This is a genomic window from Paenibacillus sp. PK3_47, from assembly GCF_023520895.1.
Classification (GTDB): domain Bacteria; phylum Bacillota; class Bacilli; order Paenibacillales; family Paenibacillaceae; genus Paenibacillus_AQ.
Genome location: NZ_CP026029.1, coordinates 4,700,755 through 4,713,712, shown reverse-complemented (window position 1 = coordinate 4,713,712; position 12,958 = coordinate 4,700,755). Strand labels below are relative to the sequence as shown.

Annotated in this window: 10 protein-coding genes; all 10 read right to left on the bottom strand. The window is 51.0% G+C overall.

All coding sequences use genetic code 11. The features are described from left to right. Position 1: 1 nt before the first annotated feature. Positions 2 to 1,870: a cache domain-containing sensor histidine kinase gene (locus C2I18_RS20545; protein ID WP_249897590.1), complete on the bottom strand. Its 1,869-nt coding sequence runs from the start codon at positions 1,868 to 1,870 to the stop codon at positions 2 to 4. 232 nt (positions 1,871 to 2,102) lie between these two features. Then, positions 2,103 to 4,337, bottom strand: a complete 2,235-nt coding sequence (locus tag C2I18_RS20540) for a methyl-accepting chemotaxis protein (RefSeq protein ID WP_249897589.1) — start codon at positions 4,335 to 4,337, stop codon at positions 2,103 to 2,105. Positions 4,338 to 4,589: 252 nt separating this feature from the next. After that, the gene (locus C2I18_RS20535) at positions 4,590 to 5,921 is read right to left on the bottom strand and encodes a peptidase U32 family protein (protein WP_249897588.1); all 1,332 of its coding nucleotides are present in this window, start codon (positions 5,919 to 5,921) and stop codon (positions 4,590 to 4,592) included. Positions 5,922 to 6,190: 269 nt separating this feature from the next. Further along, positions 6,191 to 7,123: a peptidase U32 family protein gene (locus tag C2I18_RS20530; protein WP_249897587.1), complete on the bottom strand. Its 933-nt coding sequence runs from the start codon at positions 7,121 to 7,123 to the stop codon at positions 6,191 to 6,193. A 135-nt stretch (positions 7,124 to 7,258) separates the two neighbouring features. After that, entirely contained in the window at positions 7,259 to 8,305 is a 1,047-nt protein-coding gene (gene mltG / locus C2I18_RS20525) for an endolytic transglycosylase MltG (protein WP_249897586.1), read from the bottom strand. Positions 8,306 to 8,477: 172 nt separating this feature from the next. Next, a complete protein-coding gene (locus C2I18_RS20520; protein WP_249897585.1) occupies positions 8,478 to 8,786 on the bottom strand; it encodes a DUF1292 domain-containing protein in 309 nt (102 codons plus the stop codon). Next, entirely contained in the window at positions 8,779 to 9,087 is a 309-nt protein-coding gene (locus C2I18_RS20515) for a DUF1292 domain-containing protein (RefSeq protein WP_038588104.1), read from the bottom strand. The genes C2I18_RS20520 and C2I18_RS20515 overlap by 8 nt, the downstream gene beginning before the upstream one ends. A gap of 13 nt (positions 9,088 to 9,100) precedes the next feature. Next, positions 9,101 to 9,517 (bottom strand): Holliday junction resolvase RuvX, encoded by a 417-nt coding sequence (gene ruvX / locus C2I18_RS20510; RefSeq protein ID WP_249897584.1) that lies wholly within the window; start codon positions 9,515 to 9,517, stop codon positions 9,101 to 9,103. Next, on the bottom strand, positions 9,514 to 9,789 hold the full coding sequence (locus C2I18_RS20505; RefSeq protein ID WP_249897583.1) for an IreB family regulatory phosphoprotein: 276 nt from the start codon (positions 9,787 to 9,789) through the stop codon (positions 9,514 to 9,516). Before C2I18_RS20505 ends, ruvX begins: the two co-directional genes overlap by 4 nt. A 374-nt stretch (positions 9,790 to 10,163) precedes the next feature. Next, entirely contained in the window at positions 10,164 to 12,797 is a 2,634-nt protein-coding gene (gene alaS / locus C2I18_RS20500; protein WP_249897582.1) for an alanine--tRNA ligase, read from the bottom strand. Positions 12,798 to 12,958: the final 161 nt, after the last annotated feature.

The following is a 12,958-nucleotide window of genomic DNA, read 5'->3' as shown; positions in this document are numbered from 1 at the left end:
GTTACCCGTCTTGCCTACCCGGCAGCGGCAGGGACAATATGACATCCGTACCCTCTCCGGGTTCGCTGAATACCTCAATGCCATAGGCAGGGCCATAATGAAGCTGTACACGCTGATGTACATTTTTCATGCCGATTCCTCCATTGATGCTTTTCTTCGGCGGAAGCTCATACTTCAGGCTGTCATTCAGCTTGTCGAGAGTGGCCCGGTCCATCCCGCAGCCGTCATCGCTGATGTGAAACAGAAGCTTATGCTCAGTAATCTCGCATCTGATACGGAGCTGCATCTGCGGTTTGCTGTCATCCAGACCGTGATACGCTGCGTTCTCAATAATAGGCTGAAAAACAAGCTTAATGATAGCGTAATTATCCAGCTTCTCCGGAACATCAATCTCCAGCTGAAAACGTCCCGGATAGCGGTGGCCCAGCAGTTCAACATAATTCCGCACATACAGCAGCTCCTGCTTCATCGTCGTTCTGCCGGATAATTCACCGGTACTGTAGCGGAGCAGCTTGCCAAGAATTGAGATCATGTCTGCAGCCTCAACATCATCGTTAAGCTCGGCGGTCATACGGATCGATTCTAATGTGTTATAAATAAAATGCGGGTTGATCTGGCTCTGCAGCGCCTGCAGCTCCGCTTCCTTCTTCTGCTCCTCAATCCGGTAGATGTCCTGGATCAGCTGCCTGATACGGGCGAGCATCCGGTTAAACTGGTGGCCCAGGAGACCGATCTCATCCCGCCGTTTAACCCGGAATTGAACATCCAGATCACCGTTTTGGACTTTTTTCATGAGCTGGATCATTTGGGTGAGCGGTTTGGTTAAAGCAAAGGATAAAATAATGGAAATGATCAGCGCCAGCACAATAATGATCAGTGTAGCGGCAATGGTTGCATTGCGGGTCATCTTCACGTCGCGGGTCAGCTCATCAACCGGAATCGAGATAATAACCTTCCAGCTGGTTTTGGAGGAGCTTGAATAAATATTCAGCCGCTCTTTCCCGGACACTGTATCATAAAAGCTTCCTGCACTATCTTTAGCCATGCGGTACAGATTTGTGTTGGAGATGTCCGTTGTCAGCAGCTTCTGGCCGCTGTCATACACAACCTTACCGTTCTCATCCACAATCAGGGATTTGCCGCGGGTAACTTTATCCAGTTCGTTAACCTGATTCTCCATATTGCTGATATTAGCCTCCACCGCAATCAGTCCGATCGGCTTCCACTGGCTGTCGACGATTCTGCGTACAACGGTGAACGCGTACCGGGTGCTCTGCAGATTGCTCGTATACGCCTGGGTGCCAATGAGCAGTGCTTCCCCGCTGGTGTCCTTAGACCGCTCACTCCAGTACTTATAGCTCTGTTCCAGATCAAGCCGGACACCGCCGTCCTTTGTGGAATAGTACCCGTTGCCGTAGCCGTCAAAAATATAGACAGAGTTGGCCCCCCGTTTAATGTTGTTAATGAAGGATATGTTTCCTTCAATACCGCGCTGGATGGACAGCAGCAGATCAAAGTCCCCCGGTGCAAGCACTTCACTTTTTGCTGATCCCCTCATCATCTGCTTCTGCTCATAATAACGGTTAGAACGGATCAGATTTTGTTTGATATCGTTTACATAAGCGGGCATAGATGAAATCCGTTTCATATCCTCTATGTAATCATCAATTCCGTCCATCATTTGTTCGATCATCTTCTCTGAATATGCAATGGTGTTATCCTTGATCGACTCCGAGTAGCTCTTATAGCTGATTACGCTGATAAAAGAAAGCGGCAGTGTAATAATGATCAGAAAAACGAGGAGCAGCTTGCGTTCCATTGCCATATCCTCAATAAATGACCACCAGCTGGTCTTGCTTGTATCTTTCATCCGGCCTTCTCCTTCAGCGGGTTTACCTAACTTATTATAACATTTTACCTAACAAAATAATTATACTTGTTAGTGTGCGGTTTAACAAGAAATAACCGCACAAAGTTAGGACTGCTGCTGAAGATTGGTTTCAATGCATCCTGGTCCTTGCCCTAATACAATAAGAGGCCGCTTCTCCCACAGGAAGAAGCGGCCTTGACCCAAATCCGCAGACTCGAAAACAGAATAAGTTTTATTTAATAGTAAACAAAGACAGTTTGTCTTTCAGCTGTGTGGATACACTTTCCAGCTTGCCGGACAAGGCAACGAGCTGATCGCTGACATTCTGCTGTTCGCTGCTGAGTGAAGCAACCTCTTCAGAAGTAGCAGAGGACTGCTGGGCCACTGCACTTACATTGCTCATGGCGTCTGACAATACCCCTTGTGAATGGTTGAGGCTGCCAATAGCTCCCGTCACCGATTCCAGACTCTTAATGAACTCTTCCATCTGCGCCTGAACCGATACGAAGATATCACTGGTACTCTTCACGGAGTTCATCTGCTGCTTAAAGAGCGGTGCCACTTCAGACAGTACAGCTACCGTTTCATTCATTTCAGTGATAATTTTATCGGTAATTCCGGCAACCAGGGCAATGGACTGCTTCGATTGATCCGCCAGCTGGCGGACTTCGTCAGCAACAACCATGAAGCCGCGCCCTGCTTCACCTGCTCTGGCCGCTTCGATCGTCGCATTCAGGGACAGAATGTTCGTCTGCTGTGTAATATTCTTCATGACATCCAGCACCTTGATCACTGAATATACCGTATCCTTCAGGTTGTTCACACGGTCTACAAGCGCTGTGGTCATCTCTCCGGTACGGCCTGTCTGCTGCAGCAGGTCTTCCAGCTGCTTCGCTCCATGGCCGCTGGCCTCCCCGACGCCGCGTGCTGCTTCGTCCATTTCGGCATTAGCTGCAATCACACTCTGCATCTGTGTGCCAATCAGATCAGTCAGCTCATTGCCGCGTTCCGCTTCAAGTGCCAGACTGCCTGCTCCTCCGGCAATTTCTTCTGTAGCCGCCGCGATTTCCTTCGCTGATACAGCTGTCTTGCGGGATGCCTCGCCAAGCTCTCCGGCAGTATCCAGCACTTCACGGGCAGTATCCGTTGTCTGCGCGACCAGTTCAGTAATCCGCTCCATCATAGTGTTGAAAGAAGCGGACAGCTGGCCGATTTCATCAGATGAGGCGTATTCTGTCCGTACACTCAGGTCTCCCTTTGCGCCTTCAACCATCAGATCCTTCAGACGGGCCAGCGGCTGGGCAATCATCCGCACCATCCAGAAGCCCAGAGCGACTGCAAGCAGGGCTGCGGCGAACGCTGCAATATACGTTGTAACCAGGATCGGCTCTGCCGCCTTCACGAGTTCACCGGTAGGCACAACTCCGGTCAGCTTCCAGTCTGCTTTGACAAGCGGATGGTATACGGCAAGCACATCCTTGCCGTTCGCATCCTTGGCTTCCTCATTCTTGTTATTGTCCTTGCTCTCCTTGATAAAGCCAAGCTCGGATGCTTTGCCGTCGTCCTCCGGGTGGGACGATGCCACTACAATCCCCGTCGGGTCTACAAGCTGAATTCTCGAGCCTTCTCCCAGAGAGACACTCTTGAATGCATCCTCCAGCAGAGTGTTTTTCAGTTCCAGCATGATTACATATCCTGCATTGGAGCCCATGCTTTTAAGGGACCTTACCATGGCAATGTTCTTTCCGCCGTCACCTTCGACCGATGTCGAGAACCAATAGTTCTGGGCAGGTTTTGTATCCTCCGGACTGTAGTGATATTTATACTCCTTGGTACTTGCCACTACGGCCTTGTACCAATCCTGATCTCTTATCCCGTCCATTGTAAGTCCGGAGTTCCCGCTTGAAATTACACTGGACTCCGCAGATTCCGGAATCAGCGAGATCGCCACAATGTTGGAATCTGTAGTCGTCTGGCTGGACAGCTTTTTGCTGATCGCATCAGTGGCGACAAATTTATCATAATTGGACTCTGCTGTTGATAATGACGTCAGACTGGTTTGCATTTGTGCATCGAAATACAGCTGAAGCGCCTGGTTCTCGTATTGATTCAGGGTAATGTCCAGCTTGTCTGCCGTCTGGATAATGGTCTGCCGGTTGGCCTCTGAGACATTATCCTTGATTGTATTCTTGGCCTTGTTGTAGGACAAAAGTCCAAGGAACAGTACAACAACAACAATGGAAGACAAGAAAATTAGAAACAGCTTTACGCCAACCGATTTGATCGGATTGACTCTCTTCAGCTGACGTACCGATCCATTCATCACTCCCTTAAAGGTCAATGCGGATGATTGGTTTGATACCTTGAGCTTACCTTTACCTGCTGACTTTGACTCTTCTGTACGGTTGGTCTCTGCTTTCTCTTTCTGTACACTCGATGGTTTTTTACTGTTCTGTCCCACTCGCATCCTTCTCCTCTTCTGCTTTTCCCCTCTGTTCTCCTGTTCTGGAGTCCCCATGTAATCACCTACCGGTTAAATTGAAAAACGTATGTAAGCGTTCACTAGGTTATATATCGGTCATCTGGGTCTTTTTTCTTAGTTTTTTTGAGAAATTATGTGAGAAATTTAATGTTCATTTTACAAACCGCCATTTTCTTGCCACAATACACAAAAAAGGACGCCCTCCAGTATCAGAGCGTCCTGTTCATTCTTATAATATTATTTTTTCTTCCGCATCATATCGAAATAGGCAACCGGGTGGTCTACCTTCATACGGATACGCTGCAGCGGATGGCGGGCGGCATCCAGCGGATTGCCTTCTTCATCCCAAATCTCCCCTACCGTCTGCTTGAAGAATGTATTGTCCGGCCCGAAGAATTCCACTTCCTGTCCCGGTTTGAAATGGTTGCGCTGCTGAACGAGAGCCGTGCCTGTCTCCGCATCGTATTCCAGCACCAATCCGGCAAAATCATAAGGTGCCGCCTTCTCTTCCGGCTCATAAATATGATCCTCATGGTCTGGCGTGTCATAGAAGAATCCGGTATTCAGCGGACGGTTCGCCGCCTTCTGCAGCTCCTCCAGCCATTCCGGCTTCAGCACATAACCTTCCGGATCAGCCATATAAGCATCGATAGCCTTGCGGTAAGCATTAACTACGGTCGCCACATAGTGGATCGACTTCATCCGTCCTTCGATCTTGAAGCTGTCAATTCCTGCTTCGATCAGATCCGGAATGCTCTCCAGCATGCACAAATCCTTGGAGCCCATCGAGAATTGGTTATCCTCCGGCAGGTGCAGCGGAAGCTGGGTTACTCCAGGCTGAAGATGCTTCGGTGAAGCCATAGCCTCGGCCTGATCCTCTTCGGACACCCAAGTTCCTTCCGGACGGGCATCCTCGAACAAATCATATTTCCAGCGGCAGGACTGGCAGCAGCCCCCGCGGTTGGAGTCGCGGTCTGTGAAATGGTTCGACAATACGCAGCGTCCGGAGTAGGAAGAGCACATCGCCCCGTGGATAAAGCTTTCAATCTCAATATCGACATGCTGCTTGATCTCGGCAATCTCTTCCAGGCTGGTCTCGCGGCCGAGAACGACACGCGGCAGCCCTTCTTCCTTCCAGAAGGATACGGCCTGCCAGTTCAGGGTCGACTGCTGGGTGCTGAGATGCACTTCAAGACCCGGCACCAGACGGCGGGCGGTATCCACGATAGCGGGATCTGCCACAATAATTGCGGCAATTCCGGCTTCATATAAGCTGCGCAGATATTCTTCGATACCGGCGACATCTTCATTATGGGCATAAATGTTGGTGGCAACGAATACTTTCGCGCCGTATTTCTTGGCAAATTCCACGCCCTCGCGCATCTCTTCAAAGCTGAAGTTATCCGCATTGGAGCGCAGGCCGTATTTTTGTCCTCCGATATATACTGCATCCGCACCATAGTGTACGGCGAATTTCAATTTTTCCAGGTTGCCCGCCGGAGCCAGGAGCTCCGGTTTGTCCAGACGGTAACGTTTGCCTTTGAACTGGGGCTTTGTCATGGTTTCCATTTGTGTTCTCCCCTCCATATTCCTCAGCAGTTAAAAATCAGCTTAAACCTTACATCCCGGTGTTGAACACAGCTGCGGGGAATGTTTGGACTTCCGGCCGCTGTTATGTTTGGATTTCCTGATTCAAACCGCTGGCCGCGGTAGAAATCCAAACATAAAGGCGGACGCGTTCGCTCCTACAGTTCCAAACTTCCCCTCCACTGCTGCACCTGAATATTGTTTATTCCATCTATTTAAAAAGCTGAGTCATCTGCTTTTTTTATTATATTTTAATATACCTGTTCTTTGTAGAAGAAGCCGAACGACAGGTCACGCTCAGGGTCCTGCAGTGCCCGGATTCCGTCCATCCATTCCTCGCGGAAAGCATAGCCGGCAGGGTCAGCAGCATACAGGTCAATCGCTTGGCGGTAAGTTTTGACTACGGCAGCGTTATAGGCAACTGGTTTCAGCAGCCCTTCAATCTTGAAGCTGTGGACTCCGGCAGCCATCAGGATATGCAGGTCCTCAAGGATGCAGATATCATCAGAGCTCATGATATGCGTGCCGTTCACATCTTCATAGATCGGGAATTTTTCTTCGCGGCGCTCCGCTTCAATCAGGAACAATCCGCGCTCTTTGCCAAGGCTTCCGCCTTCTGTAGGACGGCCCTGATGGGACATATAGCTTGCTACCAGCTTGCGCTTGGAGTGGTAAATATTCGTCATCCCGTGAACCTGAACCTGTGCTTCAATCTCAAGCAGCGGTACCATCTCGGTGATTTCATCCATATTCAGCTCACGGGCCAGCACGACCCGCGATGCACCTTTTCGTCCCCAGTAATTCGATGTGGCATAGTTCGTTGAGGTCATTTCAGCATTCCAGTGCAGCTTCATGCCCGGCGCTTCTGTCTTTACTGCCGCCAACACTGCAGGGTCACCAAACTCGATGCCGTCCACACCAATTTCACCAATTGCTTTCACATAAGCCGGAAGTTCATCCAGAAGCCGGTTGGACATCAGTCCGCCAAGCCCCGCATATACCTTCCGCCCCTTGCTGTGGGCAAGCTCCACTACAGCCGCAGTATCCTCCAGCGAGAAATGTCCGGCCAGACGCATGCCGAACCGGTCATCCCCGATCAGCAGGGCGTCAGCCCCTGCATCCAGCAGTACACGCGCTTCTTCCAGTGAGGCCGCTGTAGCGAGCAGCTCCGGTTTGTGTTTCATCTTGCACCCTCCTAATATGGTCAAGCCCAGCTCCAATAATAATCTCTATGGTCTAAACTCTTTAGCTTATCTATCGGAATATGCCCTGAAAATTAGAACATTTTAAATTGCATCATTTCTTATTGTACAGGTTTCCTACTGGTTTTGTTCACTTTTTTTGATATTGGCTAAATGTTCCTCATAGGTTTTACCGAACAGATGGCCCTGTGTGCCGTCTTTCTTGGTCACATAGAAATAATAATCTGATGACTCGGGGGTAAGCGCCGCCTGGATGGAAGCAAGCCCCGGGCTGCTGATCGGGCCAGGTGGAAGTCCTGCGTTTCTGTAGGTATTGAACGGGCTGTCCACCTCCAGGTCCTTGTAGAGCAGCCTTTCCTTCTGCTTGTCCAGCAGGTATTGAACGGTCGCATCAATCTCAAGCTTCTGCTCCTTGTCCAGCCGGTTGTAGATCACACCAGCCACCAGCGGCCGCTCTTCATCCACCACAACCTCCCGCTCCACCAGCGAAGCAACCGTCAGCAGCTCATGCAGTGTCATGCCGCGTTCCGTCAGCTTTGCGCGCCAATCCGGTATACTGTCAAGCTGCTTCACAAGCTGCTCCAGCATCGCTTCAATAATCTCCTGCGGAGTACTGTCCTTAAGGAGTTCGTAGGTCTCAGGGAAGAGATATCCCTCCAGACGGTGGCGCAGCTCCTCATTGTCCGGAATGTCAAGCTCTGCAACATGCTCCAGACCTGCTCCTGAATTCATAATCTCAAGGAACACGTCTGCTTCCTGATTCCAGGCTTCGGCCAGCTTGTCAGCGATCTGCTTTACTGTAAATCCTTCAGGTATGGTGAATACAACCGTCTCTTCCTTGACAACATCACCTGCATTCAGTCTGCTGATCAGGTTGTCATAGGTGTCGCCCGGACTGGCTGTGTACGTTCCTGCCTTGAAGCTTGAACCTTCATTGACCCATTTCAGATACCCTTTAAACAATAAGGAATTACGTATAATTCCGTGCTCTTCGAGGAGATCAGCAATATCAGCACTGCCCATCCCTTTCTCTATTGTAAACGTTACGGCTGGCCCTGCAGGCTCTACCGGCTGCATTCCATTCCAGATGTACCATGCTCCTCCCCCTCCTGCCAGTGCCAGCACAAGGATTACGGTGAGCAGAACGCGGACTGCGGCTTTCAAATGAGACTCCTCACTTTCCGACTATAAAGTATAAAATTGTATTGTCTTAAATTCAACCTATATTTATAAAAAAAACTGAAAGACTTGAAGTCATTCTGTATTCCAAGCAAAAAGAGCGCGGAAAGCTCCGCCCTCTTTGTGCCCATCGTAAAGTTACTTGCCTGCAAGAAGCTTACTCCGTGTCGTCTGCAGGAAATGTCAGCTCATCATACAGCTCGGAGACATCCTCCCACTCTTCATCGTCAACGATACTCTCCAGCTCCGGGAGACCGTCAGGCGATACTACAATGCGCAGTATCTCCTGCTCCGCATCTCTTCCGGAACCGGCCAGCACCGCATAAGCGCGGTCACCGACTTCAAACTCGGCGATAATATCGTAAACGGAAGATTTGCCCTGCTCGTCTTCCAGTTCAACTGTTTCTCCGTATACTTCTTTGAGCTTGGATGTCCATACCGCTTGGTCGGCGGAAAAATCAGTCATTCTCGGCTCCTCCGTCCAGCTCATCTACCAAAGTATTGAAGGTTTCTTCCACAATCGCCCACTCTTCGTCATTCTCGATCATGAAGAGCTGCAGATCATCCCCGTCTTCCTCGTAACGGAACGCATATACCTCATCGCTTTCCTCGTCCTCGGAATCAAGCGGCACTACCATCATGTACTTTGCATCTGAGCCGTCGACTTCAAATTTCATAATGACCTCAAATTCCTCTTCATTACCTTCCTCGTCGGGAATATAGATAATTTCCGGTTCTTCTTCTTGGCCAATTTGTTCGTTTGTCATATCAGCGCACCCCTCACCTTTTACTGTTAGCATCCAAAAAATTTTGCAAAATCAGGGCTGCGGCCATTTTGTCCACAATCCCTTTGCGTTTCTTCCGGCTGACGTCCCCTTCAATCAGCACCCGCTCAGCAGATACCGTCGTCAGACGCTCATCCCAAAGGTGTACGGGTAATTCGAGTTCTTCCCGCAGCTGTTCGGCGAATTCCATACAAATTTCACCCCGGGGTCCTACAGAGCCATTCATATTCTTCGGCAGCCCGACCACAATTTCCCCAATCTCGTGCTCTTTGACCAGCTCCCGGATACGTTCAATCTCCTTGCCGTTGCCACGGCGTTCAATCGTCTCCAGGCCCTGGGCTGTCCAACCGAAAATGTCGCTTGCAGCTACTCCGATTCTGCGGTCACCATAATCCAGTCCCAGCTTCTTCATTTTGGCTGATTCACCCGGTGATTGGCCAGGTAAAAACGGACCAGTTCTTCAATCAGCTCATCACGTTCTTTCCTCCGGACCAAACTTCTCGCATTGTTATGGCGCGGAATGTAGGCCGGATCTCCTGAAAGAAGGTATCCCACGATCTGATTGATCGGATGATACTCTTTCTCCACCAGCGCGTCGTATACGGCGAGCAGTATTTCCTGGGGAGAAGCTTCCTTTTCGTCGCCCTTCACATTGAATTTGACCGTTTTGTCCATGGAGTCCATTTGTGACACCTTCCTTCTGCAAAATCACCCCGGATGGGCGGCTTCGCAAAGTTGCTGCAGTACAGCTTACTTGCTGCCTTCATCATAACATATTCATGCCCTAACGAGGAAATCCTGCTTCTGTAATAACGCTTTTTTTGGCATTTTGTCTACAAATATATAGATATTTTTGGATTATTAAGCTATTGCAGAGCGCCGGAAAGGACGAATATCCGCAAAAAAAGGGGGACAAGCTCATATTCTGAATAAAGCAGCGGCACTGATATGATGCCCTCAGTACCGCTGCTTCATTTCATGAACAGCGGCCCGGAAAGACTCCCGGCTGCTGCGTCCCTTAGATCCCGTTCTCTTTATCGCTCTATCACAGCCTGTAATTAGGCTTGTGCAGCGACAAGCTCTTCAGCTTTGGCCAGTGCTGCTTCAAGCTTGGAGGCATCCTTGCCGCCTGCCTGGGCCATGTCCGGACGTCCGCCGCCGCCGCCGCCGCATACTGCGGCAACTTCTTTGACCAGCTTGCCGGCATGGAATCCCTGCTTCACCAGCTCCTGAGGCACAGACACTACAAAGTTCACTTTATCGTCCATCGTTGCTCCAAGCACCAGGATGGCTTCAGGCAGCTTGGTCTTCAGCTCATCAGCAGTCGAACGCAGGGCGTCCATGCTGCCGGCTTGAACAGCAACTGCCAGAAGCTGAGTACCGTTCCCTACAGTTTTGACACTGCCTGTCAGCTCAGCGGCAAAGGTAGCGCTCAGCTTCGATTGCAGCGACTCGTTCTCACGGGACAGCTCGCGAACCTGGGCATGCAGTGCCTCAATGCGCTTCGGCACATCATTCAGCGAGGATTTCAGCAGGCCTGCGGACTGCTTCAGAAGATCCAGCTGGCTTTCGGTGAACTGGTAAGCGAAACGTCCGGTTACCGCTTCAATCCGGCGCACACCGGAGCCGATGCCGCTCTCGCTGACAAGCTTGAAGATCCCGATTTGCGCAGTATTTGCGACGTGGCATCCGCCGCACAGCTCAAGGCTGTAGTCGCCAACCTGTACGACGCGTACGATGTTGCCGTATTTTTCTCCGAAGAGAGCCATGGCGCCCATCGCTTTAGCTTCATCAATCGGCTTGTTCTCGATCACGACATCCAGTCCGCGCCAGATTTGGGCATTAACGCGATGCTCGATCTCCGTCAGCTCTTCCGGCGTAATTGCGCCGAAATGCGAGAAGTCAAAACGCAGGCGTGCGCCTTCCACCAGCGACCCTGCCTGGTTAACATGGCCGCCCAGCACTTCCTTCAGCGCTTTGTGCAGCAGGTGAGTCGCCGTGTGGTTCTTCACGATATCTTCACGCTGCTCGCGGTTCACTTCCGCGCGGACACTTTCGCCCACTTTCAGCTCACCGGCTTCTACAGTTACCAGATGGACATGCTGCCCGTGCGGAGCCTTGAAGAGTCCTGTTACTTTTGCCGTAACGGAACCGCCTGTCAGCAGACCCGTGTCACTTACTTGACCGCCGCTTTCGGCATAGAACGGAGTCGTTTCGAGCACGACCTGGCACTCTGCACCTTCGCCTGCAACATCCACCAGTTCACCGTCAACAACAATAGCCACAACTTTCGACTCTGTTACGGAGTCATTATATCCAACAAATTCACTTTTAACCGTCAGTTCAGCAAGTGCGCCGCCCTGGATTTTCATACTGGCGTTATCCTGGCGGGCCGCTCTGGCGCGGTCGCGCTGCTCCTGCATGGAAGCGTCAAAACCTTCGCGGTCTACTGTAAGACCCTGCTCGGAAGCGAAATCTTCGGTAAGGTCAAACGGGAAGCCGTACGTATCATAGAGTTTGAATGCGTCAGCACCGCCGATGACAGTTACACCGTCAGCTTTGGCTTTTGCGGAAATTTCACCAAGAATAGCCAGGCCGTCGGACAAGGTCTCATGGAAGCGTTCCTCTTCCGTACGGATGATTTTGGCGATATATTCGCGGTTTTCCACAACGGACGGATAGTAGACGCCCATCACTTCGCCGACGGTTTCGGTCAGCTCATGCAGGAACGGGCGGTCCAGACCCAGTGTCTTGCCGTAACGGACAGCACGGCGGAGCAGACGGCGGATAATATAGCCGCGGCCTTCATTGGAAGGAAGCACGCCGTCACCCACAGCGAACGTAACTGTACGGACGTGGTCAGCGATAACCTTCAGCGCAATATCCTGCTCCAGGTTCTCTTTGTATTTCACTCCGGCAAGGCCGGCAGTCTTCTGGATCACCGGCTGGAACAGGTCGGTATCGAAGTTGGAATCCACATCCTGGAGAATGGAAGTCAGGCGCTCCAGACCGGCACCGGTATCGATGTTCTTATTAGGAAGCGGTGTGTAACTGCCGTCCTTGTTATGGTTAAATTGCGAGAACACGAGGTTCCATACTTCCAGCCAGCGCTCATTTTCGCCGCCCGGATACATTTCAGGATCACTCATGTCACTGCCGTAAGCTTCACCGCGGTCATAAAAGATTTCGGAGCAGGGTCCGCAAGGGCCTTCGCCGATATCCCAGAAGTTCTCGTCGCCCAGCTTGATGATGCGTTCTGCAGGCAGGCCTACTTTTTCATTCCACAGCTTGAAAGCCTCTTCGTCCTCGGCATATACGGTTACGGAAATACGGTCGCCGTCAAAGCCGATCCACTCCTTGCCCGTCAGGAACTCCCAAGCCCACGTAATTGCTTCTTCCTTGAAATAGTCGCCGATGGAGAAGTTCCCCAGCATCTCAAAAAACGTATGGTGGCGGCGGGTTTTGCCCACATTCTCGATATCGTTGGTGCGGATACATTTCTGCGAGTTCGCCAGGCGCGGATTCTCAGGAACCTCACGGCCGTCAAAATAAGGCTTCAGCGGCGCCATCCCCGCATTGATCCACAAAAGGGACGGATCGTTGTGCGGAACGAGCGATGCGCTGGGTTCGATTTTGTGGCCTTTGCTCTCAAAAAACTGCAGCCATTTGGAACGGATTTCACTTGCTTTCATCAAATACAGCCCCTGTCTGATTGTTATTCGCCCCGGCATTTCTGCACGGAAGCACAAAAACGCCCCTGAATAAATTCAGGGACGATGATTATCGCGGTACCACCCTGGTTATCGCCATGTCCATGTACTTACAGACACCTTCTGGCGATCGCCTTGTCGCG

Excerpts from the sequence above, each read along its gene's own strand:
- C2I18_RS20545 (WP_249897590.1), bottom strand. The coding sequence starts at position 1,870 with ATGAAAGATACAAGCAAGACCAGCTGGTGGTCATTTATTGAGGATATG.
- C2I18_RS20540 (WP_249897589.1), bottom strand. The coding sequence starts at position 4,337 with ATGCGAGTGGGACAGAACAGTAAAAAACCATCGAGTGTACAGAAAGAG.
- C2I18_RS20535 (WP_249897588.1), bottom strand. The coding sequence starts at position 5,921 with ATGGAAACCATGACAAAGCCCCAGTTCAAAGGCAAACGTTACCGTCTG.
- C2I18_RS20530 (WP_249897587.1), bottom strand. The coding sequence starts at position 7,123 with ATGAAACACAAACCGGAGCTGCTCGCTACAGCGGCCTCACTGGAAGAA.
- C2I18_RS20520 (WP_249897585.1), bottom strand. The coding sequence starts at position 8,786 with ATGACTGATTTTTCCGCCGACCAAGCGGTATGGACATCCAAGCTCAAA.
- C2I18_RS20515 (WP_038588104.1), bottom strand. The coding sequence starts at position 9,087 with ATGACAAACGAACAAATTGGCCAAGAAGAAGAACCGGAAATTATCTAT.
- ruvX (WP_249897584.1), bottom strand. The coding sequence starts at position 9,517 with ATGAAGAAGCTGGGACTGGATTATGGTGACCGCAGAATCGGAGTAGCT.
- C2I18_RS20505 (WP_249897583.1), bottom strand. The coding sequence starts at position 9,789 with ATGGACTCCATGGACAAAACGGTCAAATTCAATGTGAAGGGCGACGAA.
- alaS (WP_249897582.1), bottom strand. The coding sequence starts at position 12,797 with ATGAAAGCAAGTGAAATCCGTTCCAAATGGCTGCAGTTTTTTGAGAGC.